The sequence below is a fragment of the Citrobacter sp. Ce006 genome (genome assembly GCF_030336535.1).
Classification (GTDB): Bacteria; Pseudomonadota; Gammaproteobacteria; order Enterobacterales; family Enterobacteriaceae; genus Citrobacter; species Citrobacter europaeus.
The window spans coordinates 189,012-209,061 of record NZ_JAOWDO010000054.1 but is presented as its reverse complement, the minus strand read 5'-3'; the positions used below and the strand labels follow the sequence as shown (position 1 = coordinate 209,061).

Below are 20,050 nucleotides of genomic sequence, written 5' to 3'. Positions count from 1 at the left end.
ATGATGAGGAAAGTTGAGAAAATCTGGGCGGCTTTGCTGCGAGTGAGCGAAGACTGGCTTTTGGGTAAGAATGACGCAAAAGGGTCCCTGTAAAGACATGGACCCTTTTTTTAAACCTGCCAACAAAGTATGGGATTGCTCCCTTGTAGGAAGGGGATTACATACTGGCTTTTTGTTACATTAATGATGATGCTTGTGGCCGCGCCCACGACCTCGGTGGTCATCGCGATCGTTCCAGCCTTCACGATAACCGCGCTCATAAGCTTTGCGTTTGTCCCAGCCACGATGGTAGCCGTTGTCATGACGCCACCAGCGATTTTTGCGCCACTCATAGTTATGGTGCCAGTAATCCCGGTCGCGCCAGCGGCCGCCATCCCAGTAGTTACCGTAATTATCGCGATCGCCAATTTGTAATTTTATGGATGGCAGCAGGGTGATTTCGCCGGCGTTCGCGGCCAGCGGTGTAAAAGCCAATAAGACTGCCGCCAGAATCAGTGACCTGAACATGTTTTCTCTCCTTCACGATCGAGCCGTAGCCGGCCTGTTAAGGTAATATTACGGGGCAGTAAAGCCCCGTTTCATCGCCACAACTCTTAAATCGCAAGTGAGAGCACTTTTTGTTAATAAATGTGTCTTTATTTCAATCAACTCAGGATGGCATCAATCTCCGCGCACTCTGCAGGCGTAAAGTGACGGTTTGCCAGCATCCCAACGGCATCTTCAATTTGCGCCGGTTTACTGGCGCCAATCAGCACCGACGTGACGTTGTCATCCCGGAGCACCCACGCGAGCGCCATTTGAGAAAGCTTTTGTCCGCGTCGCTCTGCCAGCGCGTTCAGCGCCCGCACCTTTTCCAGTTTTTGTGGGGTTAACTGGTCTGGGTTCAGAAAACGGCTGGTGCTTGCCGCGCGAGAATCCGCAGGAATACCGTTCAGATAGCGGTCGGTTAACTGCCCGCCAGCCAGTGGTGAAAAGGCGATACTGCCGACGCCTTTTTCTTTTAATAGCGACAGCAATCCCTCTTCGACCCAACGTTCAAACATAGAATATTTGGGCTGGTGGATGAGGCAGGGCGTACCTAAATCGTCGAGTATTTCAATCGCTTGCTTTGCAAGATCGGCCGGATAGTTAGACAGTCCGACGTACAGCGCTTTGCCCTGACGGACGATATGATCCAACGCGCGCATGGTTTCTCTGAGCGGTGTTTCAGGGTCGGGGCGATGGTGGTAGAAGATATCGACATACTCCAGCCCCAGACGCTTCAGGCTTTGGTCGAGGCTGGCAATCAGGTATTTGCGTGAGCCCCAGTCCCCGTAAGGGCCTTCCCACATGGTGTAACCCGCTTTGGTGGAGATAATAAGCTCATCCCGCCACGGTAAAAAATCTTCCTGCAGGATGCGACCAAAATTTCGCTCCGCTGAACCTGGCGGCGGACCATAGTTATTCGCCAGATCAAAATGGCTGATCCCCAAATCGAACGCGCGCTGTAACAACGCCCGACTGTTCTCGACCTGCGTGGTATCACCAAAATTGTGCCACAAGCCCAGAGAGACAATCGGCAGTTTAAGACCGCTCTGACCGCAACGGCGATACTCCATTGTTTGATAACGATTTTCATCAGCCTGATAAGCCATGTAGCCTCCTGTCGGATAACGTGTATCTCTGAGTGTATACGTTTACACAAGGTGGGTAACAATGAAATTTTCGGGTGAAAACTGTACATCTTGCTTTCCACCCCTTCACTGCGACTTTCCTGGACAGTCATCACAGTTCTTCGATACTCAACATGAGGTTACCGTCAGAAGGATAGCTGTCATGCAAACCCCGTATTCCGTTGCTGATTATCTGCTGGACAGGCTGGCAGGCTGTGGCGTCGGCCATCTCTTTGGTGTGCCTGGCGATTATAATTTGCAGTTTCTTGACCATGTGATTGAACATCCCAGCGTACGTTGGGTCGGGTGTGCGAACGAGTTGAATGCGGCTTATGCTGCGGATGGCTATGCCCGGGTATCCGGGGTGGGGGCGCTGCTCACTACGTTTGGCGTTGGGGAGTTAAGCGCAATTAACGGTATCGCTGGAAGCTATGCGGAATATGTTCCAGTTTTGCATATTGTTGGCGCGCCCTGTCGCGGAGCGCAACGTCGTGGGGAGTTAATGCATCACACCCTTGGGGACGGTGATTTTCTGCATTTTTATCGTATGCAGCAGGCGGTGACGACGGCCAGCGCGGTGCTGGATGAACAAAACGCCTGTTATGAGATTGACCGTGTGCTGCGAACAATGCTTATCGAACGCAGGCCGGGCTATCTGATGTTACCTGCGGATGTGGCAAAACAGCCCGCTACGCCGCCGGATGACATTCTGATTGTTCCTCTGAGCGAGCCGGAAAGCAGTGTGGCAGAAGCGTTTCGCTATCATGCCCGCGAGCGATTGCTGGATAGCCCGCGCGTAGCGCTCCTGGCAGACTTTCTTGCGTTGCGCTTTGGCCTGCAGCCAGTTTTGCAACGCTGGATGGCGGAAACGCCGATGGCTCACGCCACGCTGTTGATGGGCAAAGGGCTGTTCGATGAGCGTCATCCGGCGTTTGTTGGCACGTACAGCGCTGGAGCCAGCAGCGACTATGTGCGTCAGGCGATAGAAGATGCCGACACGATAATGTGTGTCGGCACACAATTTGTCGACACCCTCACCGCCGGCTTTACGCAACAACTACCGCAGGAACGCACGATTGAGGTGCAGCCACATGCCTCACGGATTGGAACCAGATGGTTTAACATCCCAATGGAGCAGGCAGTCACCACCTTGCGGGAACTGTGTCTGGAAATGTCCTTTTCACTACCGCCAGAACGCCCGCCCACAGGACGTATTCAGATTGAGAAGGGGGCTCTGACGCAGGAAAATTTCTGGCATACGGTGCAGCAGTTTCTGGCGCCCAATGACATTATCCTCGTCGACCAGGGAACCGCCGCCTTTGGCGCGGCTGCGCTCACGCTACCCGGCGGAGCGGAAGTGCTGGTTCAGCCGCTGTGGGGGTCTATCGGCTACGCGCTCCCGGCGGCATTCGGTGCGCAAACTGCCTGCCCCGAGCGCCGGGTGATCCTGATTATTGGTGATGGCGCGGCGCAGCTCACCATTCAGGAACTGGGCTCTATGGTCAGGGACGGCCAGTCTCCCGTTATTCTGCTGCTCAATAATGATGGCTATACCGTGGAGCGGGCCATACATGGGGAAAATCAGCGTTATAACGATATCGCCGCCTGGAGCTGGACGCAGGTGCCGCAGGCGTTTAGTCGTGAATGTCAGGCCGAATGCTGGCGGGTAAAGCAGGCGGTACAGCTGGAAGAAGTGCTGGCACGGTTGGCCCGTCCGCAACGATTGTCGTTAATTGAGGTAGTGCTACCGAAAGCCGATCTTCCTGAGTTATTGCGCACGGTAACCCGTGCGCTGGAAACGCGTAACGGAGGATAGTTATTTATCCGGACGCTCGGCGACCATCATCGGTTTGCCCGCCAGCAGTAGCCAGGCGGGTAGCATGACGATACACAGTAGCGGCAGCAGGGTGGAGTCTGGCACCACCACTGCTGCCATAAACAGGCTCAGCCAGGCGTCACGGGTAACGACCAGCACCAGTCCAAGGATCGCGCAGGAGACCGTGATGGCCGCTGGCACCGCTTCAACGTGGGCGTGCAGCATCAGGCCAAGCGCGACGCCAACGAACACTGCCGGGAAAATTCGCCCGCCGCGAAAACCGCTCGCAGCTGCAACCACCAATGCCGCCAGTTTGATCACGGCGAGCATGAAATAATCCGATGTCCCCAGCGTCTGGCTGAACGCCATTTGCTGCATTTCGTCCAGCCCTTTAAACAAGGTGAGCGGTCCACCAATAACGCCCAGAATACCGAGGATAAAGCCGCCAACGCCAAGGATCAGAACCGGGTGTTTTAATCGATGCATTAAACGGTGTAAACGCGGCAGACACCAGACGGCCACCATCCCGGCGGCAATGGCGATGGCGGCAACGACCGCACCGCTGAGGATATCCATCAAGTGCATCTGCGTGTAGTGTGCAATGGGTAATGAAAAATGGGGGTGAAAAAACAGGCTGGTGGTCAGTGAACCCGCAGCGGCGGCCATTAACGGTGCAAACAGGCGATCCCACAAGGGCACTTCGTTCGAGCTATTCAGCGTTTGCGAAAATACCAGTGCGGCGGCAACGGGGGTGCCAAATAGCGCGCCGATGGTGCCGGCAGAGGCAAGTATAGTCCAGTCCAGCTTCGCAATGCGCGGAAACATGCGGCTGCCGAGCGCCACCGCCAGTGCGATGTTCACGGTCATGATCGGGTGTTCCGGACCCAGACTGACGCCACCCGCGAGGCCAAGGATGAGTGCTACCAGCAGGCCCGGTATTGCTGATGTTGGCACCGGCATACCAATTAACGGTTCACAGGCTGGATCCGGTCCCGCGTGGCCCTGGCTGTAGCGAATAACTAACCCGACCATGATCCCCGTAAGCGTCAGCATACCGATAATCCACAGCGCAGAGTCCTGGGCAATACCAATGCTAACGGGTAGGCGCTCCCACAAAAATTGCTGTAAAACGGAAGCCACTTTCATCACAACGATCAACACCAGGCTGGACGCTATGCCAATGATTAGCGCTGGAGTTGATAGCAAGAGCATCGTTCTGGCGCGCGGATGGAGCATTTTCTATTCCTTAAAACAGAGTCATAGACATAGTTTGCACAGCCTGCGTAACCGCATCGCTGCAAATGGTGCTGAAACGATAAAGTAATTATGTGATCTGGATCGATTTTCCACGGGCATCAGCCTTCAGGCCGTTGTTGTTATGCCCCCATGAATTTACAGTGTGGCAAAGATTTATTCTGACTTTAGCGGAGCAGTGGAAGAATGACAAAATATGCTTTAGTAGGTGATGTTGGCGGCACCAACGCGCGTCTTGCTCTGTGCGACATTGCCAGCGGCGAGATTTCGCAGGCAAAAACCTATTCCGGGCTGGATTACCCAAGCCTCGAGGCAGTGGTGCGCGTGTACCTGGATGAGCATAGCGTCAGCGTTGAAGATGGCTGCATTGCCATTGCCTGCCCGATCACCGGCGACTGGGTGGCAATGACTAACCATACCTGGGCATTCTCTATTGCTGAGATGAAAAAAAATCTGGGCTTCAGCCATCTGGAAATCATTAATGATTTCACCGCCGTGTCGATGGCGATCCCGATGCTGAAAAAAGAGCATTTGATCCAGTTTGGCGGCGCGGAACCTGTGGAAGGCAAGCCTATTGCTGTGTATGGCGCAGGAACCGGGCTCGGTGTGGCGCATCTGGTACACGTGGATAAACGCTGGGTAAGCCTCCCAGGTGAAGGCGGCCACGTGGATTTTGCGCCTAACAGCGAAGAAGAGGGGATTATCCTTGAGGTTCTGCGCGCGGAAATTGGTCACGTTTCTGCAGAGCGCGTGCTGTCCGGCCCGGGGCTGGTGAACCTGTATCGCGCCATCGTCAAATCAGACGGGCGTCTGCCGGAAAATCTACAGCCTAAGGATATCACCGCCCGTGCGCTGGCTGATTCCTGTATCGACTGTCGTCGGGCGCTGTCGCTGTTTTGCGTCATCATGGGGCGTTTTGGCGGCGATCTGGCGTTGACGCTGGGCACGTTTGGCGGTGTGTACATCGCAGGCGGCATCGTACCGCGCTTCCTCGAATTCTTTAAAGCTTCCGGTTTCCGCGGTGGTTTTGAAGATAAAGGGCGTTTTAAAGCCTATGTACAGGATATTCCTGTGTATCTGATCGTGCATGATAACCCGGGCCTGCTTGGTTCTGGTGCCCATCTGCGCCAGACGCTGGGCCATATTTTGTAAGACCAATGCCGGATGGCATTTAGCGGTCATCCGGCCTGCATTCCCACAAAACCGCGCTCCTGACGCGGTTTTTTTATGCCTGCTAACCGCCTTTCCGACCTTCGTCACATTTCCGAGTGACGGAATCATTTGTCCAGTAAAAGCATTATTTGTCTGATAACGGTCGTTACTTTCCCCGGACCATAATTTCACTCGTCAACTATTAAGAGGAAATGATTATGAGCAAAAAACTGATTGCCGTTTGCGCGTGCCCAATGGGTCTGGCCCACACCTTTATGGCGGCTCAGGCGCTGGAAGAAGCCGCAGTTGAAGCGGGTTATGAAGTAAAAATTGAAACCCAGGGCGCGGACGGAATTCAAAATCGACTGACGGCGCAGGATATCGCAGAGGCAACGTTAATCATCCACTCTGTTGCCGTTACCCCGGAGGATAACGAGCGTTTTGAGTCGCGTGACGTCTACGAAATTACGTTACAGGACGCGATAAAAAATGCGGCCGGCATCATTAAAGAGATCGAAGAGATGGTTGCCGCTGAACAACAATAATCATCGACAGGGAATTACTTATGGCCATTAAAAAACGCAGTGCAACCGTTGTGCCTGGCGCATCTGGTGCGGCAGCGGCAATAAAAAATCCACCGGCCTCCCGCAATAGCTTCTGGGGCGAACTTCCGCAACATGTGATGTCGGGTATTTCGCGCATGGTGCCGACGTTAATTATGGGCGGGGTCATTCTCGCCTTCTCGCAACTGATCGCCTATAGCTGGCTCGATATTCCTGCTGACACCGGCATCATGGATGCGCTGAACAGCGGAAAATTCACCGGTTTTAATCTCTCATTACTGAAGTTTGCCTGGCTGTCGCAATCTTTTGGCGGCGTGCTGTTTGGGTTTGCTATCCCGATGTTTGCCGCATTTGTCGCCAACTCTATCGGCGGCAAGCTGGCGTTTCCGGCGGGGTTTATCGGTGGGTTGATGTCCACTCAGCCCACGCAGATACTGAATTTTGACCCCGCAACGCTGCAATGGGCTACCAGTGCTCCCGTTCCGTCAACCTTTATTGGCGCGCTGATTATCTCGATTGTCGCCGGGTATCTGGTGAAGTGGATGAATCAAAAAATCCAGTTGCCGGATTTCCTGCTGGCGTTCAAAACCACTTTTTTACTGCCCATTCTTTCCGCGATATTCGTCATGTTGGCGATGTATTACGTGATTACGCCGTTTGGCGGTTGGATTAACGGCGGAATTCGTACACTGCTGACGGCAGCCGGAGAGAAAGGCACGCTGATGTACGCGATGGGGATTTCCGCGGCAACGGCGATTGACCTCGGCGGTCCGATTAATAAAGCCGCAGGATTTGTCGCCTTCAGCTTTACCACCGATCACGTTTTGCCGGTAACCGCGCGCTCTATTGCTATTGTCATTCCCCCGATTGGCCTTGGGCTGGCCACACTTATTGACCGTCGCTTAACCGGCAAACGCTTGTTCAGCGCACAGCTCTACCCGCAGGGGAAAACGGCAATGTTCCTCGCGTTTATGGGTATCAGCGAAGGAGCGATCCCGTTTGCGCTGGAAAGCCCCATCACGGCAATTCCTTCCTATATGGTTGGCGCCATTGTCGGGTCGACGGCTGCCGTCTGGCTGGGGGCGGTGCAGTGGTTCCCGGAATCGGCTATCTGGGCATGGCCGTTGGTCACTAATCTCGGCGTCTATATGGCGGGGATCCTGTTAGGCGCGGTGATTACGGCGCTGATGGTGGTGTTCCTGCGCCATCTTATGTACCGCAAAGGCAAGTTGCTGATTGAAAGCCTCTGATTAAAAGGATTGTAACCATGAGCTTACTTGTCTCGCTGCGCGACTGGCTGACGGAGCAACATCTCGACGCGATGCTGCTGTCATCGCGGCAGAATAAACAGCCGCATATGGGGATCTCCAGCAGTTCAGGGTTTGTGTTTATCAGCCATGAAAGCGCGCATATCCTGGTCGACGGCCGTTACTACACCGATGTCGCCACGCGCACTCAGGGCTACCAAATTCATCGACTCGATGGAACGCAGACGCTGTATTCGCAGATGAATCACATTATTGCGCTCGAAAAGCTGCAGACGGTGGGATTCGAAGGTGAGCAGGTAAGCTGGGATACCGCGCAGGTCTGGTCGGGCAAACTGCATGCCCGACTGGTGAGCGCTGTGCCGGACGTGCTTCGACAGGTGAAAACCGCGCAGGAGATAGCCTGCATCCGCGAAGCCTGCCGGATAGCTGACCTGAGCGCAGAACATATACGCCGCTTTATTCAACCCGGTCTTAGTGAGCGCGAAATTGCCGCCGAACTGGAGTGGTATATGCGTACGCTCGGCGCAGATAAAGCCTCTTTTGACACCATTGTCGCCAGCGGCTGGCGCGGCGCTCTGCCGCACGGTAAAGCCAGCGACAAGCGTGTCGAGGCAGGTGAGTTCATTACGCTGGATTTTGGCGCACAGTATCAGGGCTATTGTTCTGATATGACGCGAACCTTTCGCATCCCCGACGCCAACCAGCCAGCGGAAGAAAGCGCGCTGTTTGCCGTGTATCAGATTGTCCTGGCTGCGCAACGTGCCGCGGTGGCGGCAATTCGACCAGGCGCGCGTTGCAATGAGGTAGACGCTGCAGCCAGGCGGGTCATTATGCAGGCGGGCTATGGCGATGCGTTTGGTCACAATACCGGACACGCTATCGGTATTGAGGTGCATGAAAACCCACGTTTTTCCCCCACAGATACAACACCTCTGGCGGCTGGCATGTTGCTCACCGTTGAGCCGGGTATTTATCTGCCGGGCCAGGGCGGAGTGCGTATTGAGGATGTGGTGCTGGTTACGCCAGACGGCGGCGAGGTGCTCTATACCATGGCGAAAACATTGTTACACACGGGAGAGGCGTAATGGATTTGTCGCTACTGAAGGCGCTGAGCGAGGCGGACGCGATCGCCTCTTCTGAACAGGAAGTGCGTCAGATCCTGCTTGAAGAGGCGGATCGTCTCAATAAAGAGGTGCGCTTCGATGGACTGGGATCGGTGCTGATCCGGCTCAATGAATCAACCGGTCCGAAGGTGATGATCTGCGCGCATATGGATGAAGTAGGATTTATTGTGCGCAGTATTTCCAGCGAAGGGGCGATCGATGTATTGCCGGTGGGAAATGTGCGTATGGCGGCCAGGCAATTGCAGCCGGTGCGGATCACCACCCGCGAAGAGAGCAAGATCCCTGGTCTGCTTGACGGAGAGCGCAGCGGTAATGAAGTCAGTGCGCTGCGGGTGGACATTGGCGCGCGGTCCTATGAAGAGGTACTGCAGGCCGGTGTGCGCCCGGGCGATCGCGTCACCTTTGACACAACCTTTCAGGTTTTGCCGCACCAGCGAGTCATGGGAAAAGCCTTTGATGACCGACTTGGATGTTATTTGCTGGTGGCGCTGCTGCGTGAATGGCATGACGCCATTCTCCCTTGCGAGGTGTGGTTGGTGGCCAGTTCCAGTGAAGAAGTGGGATTGCGCGGAGGACAAACCGCAGCACGCGCGGTCGCACCGGATGTGGCGTTTGTGCTGGATACGGCCTGCTGGGCCAAAAACTTTGATTACAGTGCGGCCAACCACCGACAGCTCGGTAAAGGCCCGATGCTGGTGTTGAGTGATAAATCACTGATTGCGCCGCCGAAGCTGACGACGTGGGTTGAAAACGTGGCCGCTGACGCGGGTATTACCCTGCAGCTCGACATGTTCAGTAACGGCGGCACCGACGGCGGTGCGGTGCACGTCAGCGGCACGGGGGTCCCAACGGTTGTCATAGGGCCTGCCACACGGCATGGACACTGCGCGGCATCGATTGCCGACTGTCGTGACATCATCCAGACGCAGCAGTTGTTGTCAGCTCTTATTTCACATCTAACGTGCGAAACCGTGGCTCATCTGACGGATTTCAGGTGCTGATTTCGCGCTAATCAGGAGTTGTTATGTTAACGATTCAATTTCTTTGCCCGTTACCCAATGGCCTGCATGCGCGTCCGGCGTGGGAGCTGAAAGAGCAGTGCAGCCAGTGGCAAAGTGAGGTGATATTTATTAATCATCGCCAGAATGCGAGGGCGGATGCGAAAAGCTCGCTGGCGCTGATTGGCACCGGGACGCTGTTTAACGACAGTTGTAGCCTGACCATTACCGGTCGCGATGAAGAACAGGCCCGGCGAACACTGGAGGAGTATCTCCAGCACCGGTTTATTGACAGCGACAGCGTTCAGCCGACGCCGGCGGAACTGGCGGCACATCCATTGCCGCGTTCGCTGATTCGCCTCAACCCGGACCTGCTGTACGGTACCGTGCTGGCAGGAGGCGTGGGGACCGGTTTGCTCACGCTTTGGCAAAGCGATAATCTGGAAAGTTATCGCGCGATAGCGGCGAGTGCGGAAGATAACGCCCGGCTGGAGCACAGCCTGGCGACGCTTGCCGAGCAGCTCAATCAACAGCTGCGCGAGCGCGACGGCGAGAGTAAAACCATTCTCAGCGCGCATCTGTCTCTGATTCAGGATGATGAGTTTGCCGGGAATATTCGCCGTTTAATGCAGGGTCAGCATCTGGGGCTGGGGGCGGCGATTATCGTCAATATGGAGCAGGTATGCGCCAGGCTATCGGCCTCCGGTAGCGATTATCTGCGCGAACGCGTCAGCGACATCCGTGATATCAGCGAACAGTTGTTGCACATCACCTGGCCTGAAAGACGCCCGCGCAATGCGCTGGTACTGGAAAAACCGACGATTCTGGTCGCTGAAGATCTGACGCCCAGCCAGTTTTTAAGCCTCGATTTGCAGCATCTGTCTGGCATGATCCTGGAAAAAACGGGGCGCACCTCGCATACCCTGATCCTCGCTCGCGCGTCCGCGATTCCGGTGCTTAGTGGCTTGCCGCTGGAGGCCATTAGCCGCTATACCGGGCAATATGCGGTACTGGATGCCCGCTGTGGGGGGCTGGCCATCAACCCAGACGAAGCGGTTCGCGGTTATTACGCGATTGCGCAGAAGCTGGCCGATGAATGCCAGCGTCGACAGGCGCTTGATGCCGCCCAGCCCGCGCTGACCAAAGATAATCAGCGTATTGACGTTGCGGCGAATATCGGTACCGCGCTGGAAGCGCCGGGAGCGTTTACCAACGGCGCGGAAGGAATTGGGCTGTTTCGTACTGAAATGCTGTTTATGGACCGCGACAGCGCCCCCGACGAGCAGGAACAGTTTGAAGCCTACCAGCAGGTCTTATTGGCTGCGGGTGATAAGCCGGTTATCTTTCGTACCATGGATATTGGTGGTGATAAGAATATCCGCTATCTCAATATTCCGCAGGAAGAGAATCCGTTCCTGGGCTACCGCGCGGTGCGGATTTATCCAGAGTTTGCCGGACTGTTTCGCACCCAACTGCGCGCTATTTTACGGGCGGCGACCTTCGGTAACGCACAACTGATGATCCCGATGGTGCACAGCCTCGACCAGATTTTATGGGTAAAAAGTGAACTGCAAAAAGCGCTGGCGGCGCTGAAAGCGGACGGTTTACGCCATGCCCCGACGATTTCATTGGGGATTATGGTTGAAGTGCCGTCGGTGTGTTACATCATCGACCATTTCTGCGATGAGGTGGATTTCTTCAGTATTGGTTCAAACGACATGACCCAGTACCTGTATGCCGTCGATCGTAATAATCCGCGCGTTTCGCCGCTGTACAACCCGATTACGCCGTCGTTCCTGCGTATGCTGCAGCAAATTGTTCGCGTGGCGCACGAGCGCGGAAAATGGGTCGGCATTTGCGGCGAACTGGGTGGCGAAGGGCGTTATTTACCGTTGCTGTTGGGTTTAGGGCTCGATGAACTGAGTATGAGCAGTCCTCGTATTCCGGCGGTAAAAAGCCAACTCCGTCAGTTGGACGGTCAGGCATGCCGCGAACTCGCTTTGCAGGCCTGCGAGTGCCGTAGCGCTCAGGAGATTGAAGATCTGCTCAACCAGTTTGCACCGCAGAAAGATGTACGTCCGCTGCTGGCGCTGGAGAATATCTTTGTTGGTGAATCTCTGAGCAACAAAGAGCAGGTGATTCAGTTTCTGTGCGGCAACCTTGGCGTTAACGGGCGAACTGAACATCCGTTTGAGCTGGAAGAGGATGTCTGGCAGCGCGAAGAGATAGTCACTACCGCCGTTGGTTTTGGGGTGGCTATCCCACACACGAAATCCCAGTGGATCCGCCATTCCAGCATCAGCATTGCCCGGCTTGCACAGCCCGTTGACTGGCAGTCTGAGATGGGCGAAGTAGAGCTGGTGATCATGCTGACGCTGGGTGCCGACGAAGGCATTAACCACGTGAAGGTCTTCTCGCAGCTGGCGCGTAAGCTCGTTAACAAGCAGTTCCGCCAGTCGTTGTTCGCCGCTGAAAATGCCGAGAGCATTCTGGCGCTGCTGGAGGCGGAACTGACATTTTAAGCTTCACTGAAAGAGCGCTATCCTGCCTGTGGCGCTGTGGTTGCAGGCGGGATAAAGGCTACTGGAAAGCGAAATCATCAATGCGGCGCGTTGTGCCCCGGTAGTTTCCCGGCTCTTAACAGTTTCATCTCTTGCTTGCAGAGCAGAACCACCGCTTGACGACCTTTAACTCGGCGGGAGGTAAGGGCTCTTTTCACGGTTTGACGATCCGCACCTGATTCCAGCATCTGAAAACACATCAGGGAGAGTGCACGTCTGTTTTTCATCGCATATTCACTTTATTGAGTAAGCCAGTAGGATTGGGCTAAAGGCCGCTATTTTACAACGAGGCAAACGGATATGACTAACACTGTTGGTGTTGTCTCACTTAACGCGCTGACTGAAAGCGCGCGCCGTACTCTCCCGGCGTCAGGCCAAACTGACGTCGGAACAGGCGGCAGAAATAATCGCTGTCCTGATATCCACACCGCTGTGCGACTTCGCTAATCGACAGATGGTATTTCTGTAAGATGATGCGCGCCTTCGCCATTCTGACCCACCGCAGATACTCGACAAATCCCATGGTACCGTGCTGGGCAAACACTTTTGACAGGTGATTGGGCGTGATATTAAAAAACTGCGCCACGCTTTCCCGGGTCAGCGGTTGGGCATAGTTATCTTGTACCCAATTACACATACTGTGATAGAGAAATTCGGCGCGAGGACGCTCTGTGTCAGGGCGGCTATTCACCACGCTACGACACAGATGCAGCAGACTAAGCACCAGCGGCTGAATGATATCCTGGGCCTGAGGAGTGCGGCTTAAATGGGTTAATGCGGTCAGCATTGCCTCGCCTTCGCCGCGCTGCGGATGGGGTAACTCAATACGGCGGAGCGGACGTAACAGCGATGCGGTTCGGTTATCGTAAAAAGAGAGTCCTAGCCAGGCCGGAGAAAACACCAGGCTCAACAGCATCACGGGCTTGTCGCTGCCGGGCAGATTTGCCGCTTTCGTCGGGATAAACAGCATGTCGCCTTCTGGTAGGCTGTGCTGCTGTTTTTCCAGGAGGTTGCTGTATTCGCCACGCAGCACGATATCGAGGCGCGGAAGGTCAATACATAAACTTCCGGTTGGTAATGTGGTGGGTTGGGTCGCGAACCACACGCGCCCCAGATGCTGCGGGTTTAATACCAGGCCGCTGAACAGATCGGCGAAAAACTGTTGGTCTGCGGGTAGGCCTGGTTCTTTCATCGCTCTTTCTCTGCGCTATAAGTGCATTAACTGTCTGAACTCTTTCACTTTACTCCGACTAACCGGGATTTCAAATTCCAGATCTTTTAAGCGCAAAATGTAGGTGTTGTTAAACCAGGGTTCGATCTCGCGAATTTTATTCAGATTCACGCAGAACGAGCGGTGGCAGCGGAAGAAATGCGAAGCCGGCAATTTGCTGCAAAATTCGGTGATGTTCATCGGCATCACGTACGATTCGCGTCGGGTGTAGACAAACGTCATCTTTTCATGGGCTTCTGCGTAGTAGATGTCGTTGATCGGGGTCACGATGATTCGCTCATCTTTGATCAGATTGATCGTGTCGTTTTCGCGTGCTACCGGACTGATGGGCGAAGTTCCCGTTTGCTGTTGTTGCCAGGCGGCTTCCAGCTTTTGCAGCATGCCGACGATCCGCGATTCCTGATACGGCTTCAGGATGTAGTCGAAGGCCTCCAGTTCAAAGGCTTCAACGGCGTGCTCTTTCCACGCGGTAATAAAGACAATAAAAGGCTTGTGCGCAAACTGGCTGATGTTTTGCGCCAACAGCACGCCATCCAGCGAGGGAATATTGATATCCAGAAAAATGGCGTCAACGCGGTTGTGCTGGAGATATTTCAGCACGTCCAGGCCGTCGTCGAATGTGCCGACAATTTCCATCTGGCTGTGCTCTTTTATCAGCCAGCTAAGTTCCTGTTGGGCCAGGAATTCATCTTCAACAATGATGACTTTCACGACTTCGCTCCTGGTTAAAGCAACAATGTGGCCGGTGCGGCTGCGGGCGAGTGCTGATTAGGCACGTAAAAGGCAATCTCAGTGCCTGGCTCCAGACGGCGGATATGTAAGCCCTCGCCGTAGAGCAGCTTAACGCGATGATGCACATTCAATAGGCCAATTTTATTACCCGGCATTTCATTGGATTCGACCCGTTCAATGACTTTTGGATCGATACCGTGGCCCGTATCCCGCACGGCAATCCTTACCCGGTTACCGCATTCTGCCACGCTGATAGTGACCACGCCTTTTCCTTTGCAGGGTTGAATCCCATGGACAATCGCGTTCTCTACCAGCGGCTGAATCAGCAGGCTGGGAATATAACAGCTTACCTCTTCGTCGATGTCATAAATAACCGTCAGCTTGTCGCCAAAACGAGCCTGCTCGATGGCGATGTAATCCTTGATTTGATACAGCTCCTTTTTGATATCTATCTGCTCATCGTCTTTTAATTCAATATTATAGCGAAGATAGCGCGACAAATTAAAAATGAGCTGGCGTGCGGTGTCCGGATTAAGCCGCACCGACGACGAAATCGCATTCAGGGCGTTAAACAGGAAATGGGGATTTATTTTACTTTGCAGTGCGCGCAGTTCTGCCTTATTTGCCATTTCACGAAGCTGCTCAGCCCTGGAAACTTCAAGCTGCGTCGAGATAATTTGCGACAGACCAATCGCCATTTCCTGCAGTGAGGAGGTTATCTGGTGGGCATGGCAGTAGTAGATTTTTAGCGTACCGGTGACAACGCCTTTCTCCCAGAGCGGGATCACCAACATGGAGTGTATTTCGGGCGTGCGGTGCGCTTCATCATTGTTTTTAATGATGATTTTTCCGTAATTGATCGCCTGCTGGGTGGTCGGGCTGACGAAGTCATCGTTATCGCGGTAGTTAAGTTCACCCACGCCAACGTACGCCAGTACGTGCTGGGTGTTGGTAATCGCGACGGCGTCTGCATGTATGTCATGGCGAATAATTTCGCACACCTGGCGGAGCGACTCGCTGTTAACCTGACGGAAAAGCGGCAGGGTTTTGTTGGCGATATCCAGCGCCAGCTTGGCCTGCTTCGCGGCGCTGGCCTCTTTCTCACCCTCCACGCTTTGAACCAGCATGACGATAAAGCCAATGCAGACGCTGCCCAGGATCATAGGGATGCCGATTTTCGAGACAATATCCAGCCCCAGCTCAGTGGTGGGCGCCCATGCGACGACGAGGATCATGGTCAGGGATTCGCACAGCATTCCGCCTAAAATACCTGCGCGCCAGTGCTGCGCTTTGGGGATCTTACGGTTGATCCACCCGGCAATACAGCCTGCCAGAATGCTGGTGATAAAGCAGGGCACAGCGGTTACGCCGCCGATGTCGATCAGGTAGCGATGGGTGCCCGCGATGAGGCCCGTAATGATGCCGACCCACGGACCGAACAGAATTCCTCCTGACATGACCGCAATAATACGTACGTTAACCAGTGAGCCTTCAACCGGTACGCCGGACCAGGTACTGAACAGGGCAAACATTGAGAAAATCGCGGTAACGGCGAGCAGCTCTTTTGGGGAGTGGGCTGACTTGTGCAACAGTTCGCGAAACAGGCGGATACGAATCAGGAAAAACAGACAGAACAGCATCAGCGCTGCCCGGTCAAATACCGCCAGCAGCATATTGAATATTTCGTGCACGGGTGACTCTTGCGCAAGGGTTAAACCTCTATGATAGGTAACCTGAGGCTGGATGACCAGCCCCCCCGCAACCTGGGTCTAATGAGGAAAAACCTTAATATTAAAAGGGGATTGTTGCATGATTGTTGTATTTACAATACCTGTCCTGTCAGTGCCGCGTTCAAAGTAATGTAGTTAACAACAAAATGTTAAATGATGGTAATTTTAAGCGGGCTGTGAAAATGGTTATTTCCCTATTTTTTCTTGTTGTTCCTCTTTTTCGTTAATAAAAAATATTTTGCTTTGCCTCTCGACAGAAGGAAATTATTCAGGCTATTTTCTAAACGTGCCACCATCGTGGCAGCGTCGCTCGGACGGTCCGGGCGCTAACGTTAATCTGAGGATATTATGGCTGACTCCCGCCCTGAACGTCGCTTTACGCGTATTGATCGCCTTCCCCCTTACGTTTTTAACATCACTGCTGAGCTGAAGATGGCTGCGCGTCGGCGCGGCGAAGATATTATCGATTTCAGCATGGGGAACCCGGATGGGGCCACGCCTCCTCATATTGTTGAAAAACTGTGTACCGTGGCGCAGCGCCCGGATACTCACGGTTATTCCACCTCGCGCGGCATTCCGCGTCTGCGTCGGGCGATTTCCCGCTGGTACCAGGAACGCTATGACGTTGAGATCGATCCGGAATCCGAAGCGATTGTGACGATTGGTTCTAAAGAAGGACTGGCGCACCTGATGTTGGCTACGCTCGATCACGGTGATACCGTCCTTGTACCGAACCCGAGCTATCCGATCCATATTTATGGTGCGGTGATTGCTGGCGCGCAGGTACGTTCAGTGCCGCTGGTCGACGGCGTCGATTTCTTTAATGAGCTGGAGCGCGCGATTCGCGAAAGCTATCCTAAACCGAAGATGATGATCTTAGGTTTCCCTTCTAACCCGACTGCGCAGTGCGTCGAGCTGGAGTTCTTCGAAAAAGTCGTGGCCCTGGCGAAACGCTATGACGTGCTGGTGGTTCATGACCTGGCCTATGCCGATATTGTCTACGATGGCTGGAAAGCGCCGTCGATTATGCAGGTACCGGGTGCTCGCGATGTTGCGGTTGAATTTTTCACCCTTTCGAAAAGCTACAACATGGCGGGCTGGCGTATCGGTTTTATGGTGGGTAATAAAACGCTGGTCAACGCGCTGGCACGAATTAAGAGCTATCACGATTACGGAACCTTTACGCCGTTGCAGGTTGCAGCTATCGCCGCGCTGGAAGGCGATCAGCAGTGCGTACGGGATATTGCGGAGCAATATAAACGCCGTCGAGACGTACTGGTAAAAGGGCTGCATGAAGCCGGTTGGATGGTCGAGATGCCAAAAGCCTCGATGTACGTTTGGGCGAAAATTCCAGAGCATTACGCCGGGATGGGGTCACTTGAATTTGCCAAGAAGCTGCTGAACGAAGCGAAGGTCTGCGTTTCTCCGGGGATTGGATTTGGTGATTATGGCGATACGCACGTGCGCTTTGCGCTAATTGAAAACCGCGACCGTACTCGCCAGGCGATTCGCGGTATTAAAGCGATGTTTCGCGCCGATGGCTTACTGCCTGCCGGTGCAAAATCGGCTACTGAAAGTACCGACTAACAACCCGATTCCCCAAAAGCAAACAGGAGCCTGATGGCTCCTGTTTTTTTGCTGCGTCTTTTAATTTAGATCATCAGGGCGAAAGTACCGGCCCAAACGATGACCATAAAAGAAATGCCCATAAAGAAATATTTCACTTTTCATCTCTCCGCGTACCTGAGGTACGTCTAAATGAACATATGCTTACCTGACAGAGAGCTGATGCACGCGTAAACGAAAGGGAGAATTCCCCTCGTTTGCTTGGCTGCATCACCTCAGAATTCTGAGCTTTCATGCTCCAGACGGCGCTAATGTACGCCTAAAAATGAGGCAAGACAAGAGGCATTTTTTTATTTGATTTTAATAACTTACAAGTGTCGTGATTCGGCGACAGTTTAATTTCTGCCGGTAATAAATTGCTATTGAGCGACGTAATGGTTACTCGGAGAATTCTCATATCGCCATGATGTTAATGCGGTTAATTTTTCGCGGAATTAGATAATGAAAAGGTTAAAAATGACCAGATTAATGATGTTAGCACTCGTTCTTACGCCATTGACGTCGATGGCGGCCTCGCCGTTGGCATTCAATTTCAGCTGCGCAAGTATTGGTGGTGTGAATAGTGATGGTAAAGGCAATGTCTGGATTGATGGCACGAAGGCGACGGTGAAGGCCTTTAATGAAAACTATTGGGAAGCAAAAAGCGGTAACAATACCGTTTCTATCTCCCGCAAAGATGACGGGAATCCGGATATTTCCTGGAGCGGGCCGAATCGAAAGCATGGGGTATGCCTGCCTGAAGACAATATTGACTTTTCCGGGGCAAAAAACCCGACCAGCAACGGGCCTTCTTTTTCCTGCGCTGCGGTAGCAAAAGGCGGTATCGAAGAGGCTATCTGCCAGAGCCCTGCGCTCTCAGCTATGGATATGGCGCTAAATGGGGCCTACAAGCAGGCGCTGGTGAAATCGGGTAATAACCCGACGCTCAAAGCAGAGCAGCGCGGCTGGGTGAAAGGGCGTAATGAGTGCTGGAAAGAGCAGGACAAGCCAGCCTGTATTGCCCGTAACTATAATGAGCGAATGACTGAACTCCAGAACAAGTGGGGAGTTAAGTAATTCAGACGCAGAAAAAAAGAAAGGCCTTACGGCCTTTCTTTTTAGATATATAACGAGGCTTCACCCATCGGGCGAGTTTTGAAGCGGCGGTGGATCCAGAGATACTGCTCGGGTGCGCGCATGATCTCTTTTTCGATAATTTTGTTCATATACGCTGCAGCCTGGCTTTCATCTGTCGGGTAACCTTCCATTTGCGGGGTGATGAACAGGCGGTAACCGGAGTTATCTGCTTTTCTCACCATGGTTACTGTCAGCATTGCTGCGCCCGATAACCGTGACAATACGTAAGTGCCGTTAGTGGTCGCAACGTTTTTGACTGCGAAGAACGGGGCGAATGAACTCCCTTTGCGACCGTAGTCCTGATCGGGGGCAAACCATACGGCCTCGCCTTTTTTCAGGGCACCGACAATACCACGCAGATTATTTCTGCCGATCATGGCCTTGTTAGAGCGCATACGACCGCGGGTTTGGATCCACTCCATCAACTTATTGTTGTGCGGGCGATAGGTTGCCATCATCGGTTGGCAAAGCCCCATTACGCGACCACCTAACTCGAGCGACATAAAGTGTACGCCTACAACCATCACACCACGGTTTTGCAATTGGGCGCGTTTCAGGTTGTCGAGCCCTTCTACGTCAAACCATTTACGCACCCGGCGGTCCGGCCAGAACCAGGCCATACCTGTTTCAAGCAGTCCCATGCCGAGTGAACGAAAGTTCTCATCGACCAGCTTGTCTCTTTCATCTTGCGACAGATTCGGGAAACAGAGTTCGAGATTTTTACGTGCAATAGATTCACGGCGTTTCAAAAATGGACGAGCAAGCGTTCCTGTACGGGTACCAAGAAAACACAATACGGGATAGGGAAGTTGTATCAGTAACCAGAGCACACCAACACCAAACCATGTGAGCCAGTAGCGCGGATGCAAAAACGCGCGTGAAAATTTACATTGGGGGAACATAAGCACCTGTTGTTGATACGAAATAGATGTATCGCGAAGATTCTTTGTCAGTCGCTTTACACTCTGCACTGATCGTTAGGCCGCCATGAACGACATTGGTTCCTGTAAAGAGTGTAAAACTGAGTCAGGACAAAACCACGAGGGGGCATGAATGATCGGACGCACAATGTACACCCGAAGATTAATGTCAGCCAGAAATAATTACTCAAGATTCGTAAATGTTTTTAGGGCGATTAAGAACAAAAATTAACCTATATATAATTCGTTGTTTTTATGCAGATTAAATAACAGTCTGTTGAAGAGTTAACAGTACGCAGGCGAATGA

At 53.4% G+C, this 20,050-nt stretch carries 17 protein-coding genes; 9 read left to right on the top strand and 8 right to left on the bottom strand.

All coding sequences use genetic code 11. The annotated features are described in order from the left end of the window. Window positions 1–180 precede the first annotated feature (180 nt). On the bottom strand, window positions 181–507 hold the full coding sequence (gene ypeC / locus OGV94_RS02565; RefSeq protein ID WP_003834889.1) for a DUF2502 domain-containing protein YpeC: 327 nt from the start codon (window positions 505–507) through the stop codon (window positions 181–183). A 137-nt stretch (window positions 508–644) separates the two neighbouring features. Then, window positions 645–1,634: an L-glyceraldehyde 3-phosphate reductase gene (gene mgrA, locus OGV94_RS02560; RefSeq protein ID WP_286522534.1), complete on the bottom strand. Its 990-nt coding sequence runs from the start codon at window positions 1,632–1,634 to the stop codon at window positions 645–647. 181 nt (window positions 1,635–1,815) lie between these two features. Between mgrA and OGV94_RS02555 the strand changes: the two genes are divergently transcribed. Next, window positions 1,816–3,468, top strand: a complete 1,653-nt coding sequence (locus OGV94_RS02555) for an alpha-keto acid decarboxylase family protein (RefSeq protein ID WP_087051277.1) — start codon at window positions 1,816–1,818, stop codon at window positions 3,466–3,468. Here OGV94_RS02555 and OGV94_RS02550 read toward each other — a convergent pair whose 3' ends face one another. Further along, window positions 3,469–4,704 (bottom strand): ion channel protein, encoded by a 1,236-nt coding sequence (locus OGV94_RS02550; protein WP_286522531.1) that lies wholly within the window; start codon window positions 4,702–4,704, stop codon window positions 3,469–3,471. Between the two features lie 204 nt (window positions 4,705–4,908). On the opposite strand from OGV94_RS02550, the gene glk reads away from it, so the two are divergent. From glk to ptsP, 6 genes are all read left to right on the top strand, one after another. Continuing rightward, window positions 4,909–5,874: a glucokinase gene (glk, locus tag OGV94_RS02545; protein ID WP_043017106.1), complete on the top strand. Its 966-nt coding sequence runs from the start codon at window positions 4,909–4,911 to the stop codon at window positions 5,872–5,874. A 218-nt stretch (window positions 5,875–6,092) separates the two neighbouring features. Beyond that, window positions 6,093–6,419 (top strand): PTS fructose transporter subunit IIB, encoded by a 327-nt coding sequence (locus tag OGV94_RS02540; protein ID WP_003028254.1) that lies wholly within the window; start codon window positions 6,093–6,095, stop codon window positions 6,417–6,419. Between the two features lie 20 nt (window positions 6,420–6,439). Then, window positions 6,440–7,687 carry a PTS fructose transporter subunit IIC gene (locus OGV94_RS02535; RefSeq protein ID WP_047409694.1) on the top strand — a complete coding sequence of 416 codons (1,248 nt, stop codon included), beginning with the start codon at window positions 6,440–6,442 and terminating at the stop codon, window positions 7,685–7,687. A 17-nt stretch (window positions 7,688–7,704) separates the two neighbouring features. After that, window positions 7,705–8,790 (top strand): aminopeptidase, encoded by a 1,086-nt coding sequence (gene ypdF, locus OGV94_RS02530; protein ID WP_286522529.1) that lies wholly within the window; start codon window positions 7,705–7,707, stop codon window positions 8,788–8,790. Then, window positions 8,790–9,830 (top strand): aminopeptidase, encoded by a 1,041-nt coding sequence (gene ypdE, locus OGV94_RS02525; RefSeq protein WP_199994346.1) that lies wholly within the window; start codon window positions 8,790–8,792, stop codon window positions 9,828–9,830. The genes ypdF and ypdE overlap by 1 nt, the downstream gene beginning before the upstream one ends. A gap of 23 nt (window positions 9,831–9,853) precedes the next feature. Further along, a complete protein-coding gene (ptsP, locus tag OGV94_RS02520; RefSeq protein WP_286522527.1) occupies window positions 9,854–12,349 on the top strand; it encodes a phosphoenolpyruvate--protein phosphotransferase in 2,496 nt (831 codons plus the stop codon). A 367-nt stretch (window positions 12,350–12,716) separates the two neighbouring features. Here the strand turns inward: ptsP and OGV94_RS02515 are convergent, their stop codons facing one another. The 3 genes from OGV94_RS02515 to OGV94_RS02505 are packed head-to-tail and all read right to left on the bottom strand — an operon-like array spanning window position 12,717 to window position 16,042. Beyond that, complete coding sequence (locus OGV94_RS02515) at window positions 12,717–13,580, bottom strand: AraC family transcriptional regulator (RefSeq protein ID WP_087052476.1); 864 nt, start codon at window positions 13,578–13,580, stop codon at window positions 12,717–12,719. 15 nt (window positions 13,581–13,595) lie between these two features. After that, a complete protein-coding gene (ypdB, locus tag OGV94_RS02510; RefSeq protein WP_043017099.1) occupies window positions 13,596–14,330 on the bottom strand; it encodes a two-component system response regulator YpdB in 735 nt (244 codons plus the stop codon). A 14-nt stretch (window positions 14,331–14,344) separates the two neighbouring features. Next, a complete protein-coding gene (locus OGV94_RS02505) occupies window positions 14,345–16,042 on the bottom strand; it encodes a sensor histidine kinase (RefSeq protein ID WP_087051437.1) in 1,698 nt (565 codons plus the stop codon). Between the two features lie 387 nt (window positions 16,043–16,429). Here OGV94_RS02505 and alaC point away from each other — a divergent pair, with 387 nt between their 5' ends. Then, the gene (alaC, locus tag OGV94_RS02500; RefSeq protein ID WP_181634446.1) at window positions 16,430–17,668 is read left to right on the top strand and encodes an alanine transaminase; all 1,239 of its coding nucleotides are present in this window, start codon (window positions 16,430–16,432) and stop codon (window positions 17,666–17,668) included. Between the two features lie 65 nt (window positions 17,669–17,733). On the opposite strand, the gene ypdK is transcribed toward alaC, so the two are convergent. After that, entirely contained in the window at window positions 17,734–17,805 is a 72-nt protein-coding gene (gene ypdK, locus OGV94_RS02495) for a membrane protein YpdK (protein ID WP_010723117.1), read from the bottom strand. A gap of 343 nt (window positions 17,806–18,148) precedes the next feature. Between ypdK and OGV94_RS02490 the strand changes: the two genes are divergently transcribed. Further along, on the top strand, window positions 18,149–18,763 hold the full coding sequence (locus OGV94_RS02490; RefSeq protein WP_286522523.1) for a lysozyme inhibitor LprI family protein: 615 nt from the start codon (window positions 18,149–18,151) through the stop codon (window positions 18,761–18,763). 41 nt (window positions 18,764–18,804) lie between these two features. On the opposite strand, the gene lpxP is transcribed toward OGV94_RS02490, so the two are convergent. Continuing rightward, window positions 18,805–19,725, bottom strand: a complete 921-nt coding sequence (lpxP, locus tag OGV94_RS02485) for a kdo(2)-lipid IV(A) palmitoleoyltransferase (RefSeq protein ID WP_043017096.1) — start codon at window positions 19,723–19,725, stop codon at window positions 18,805–18,807. Window positions 19,726–20,050 lie beyond the last annotated feature (325 nt).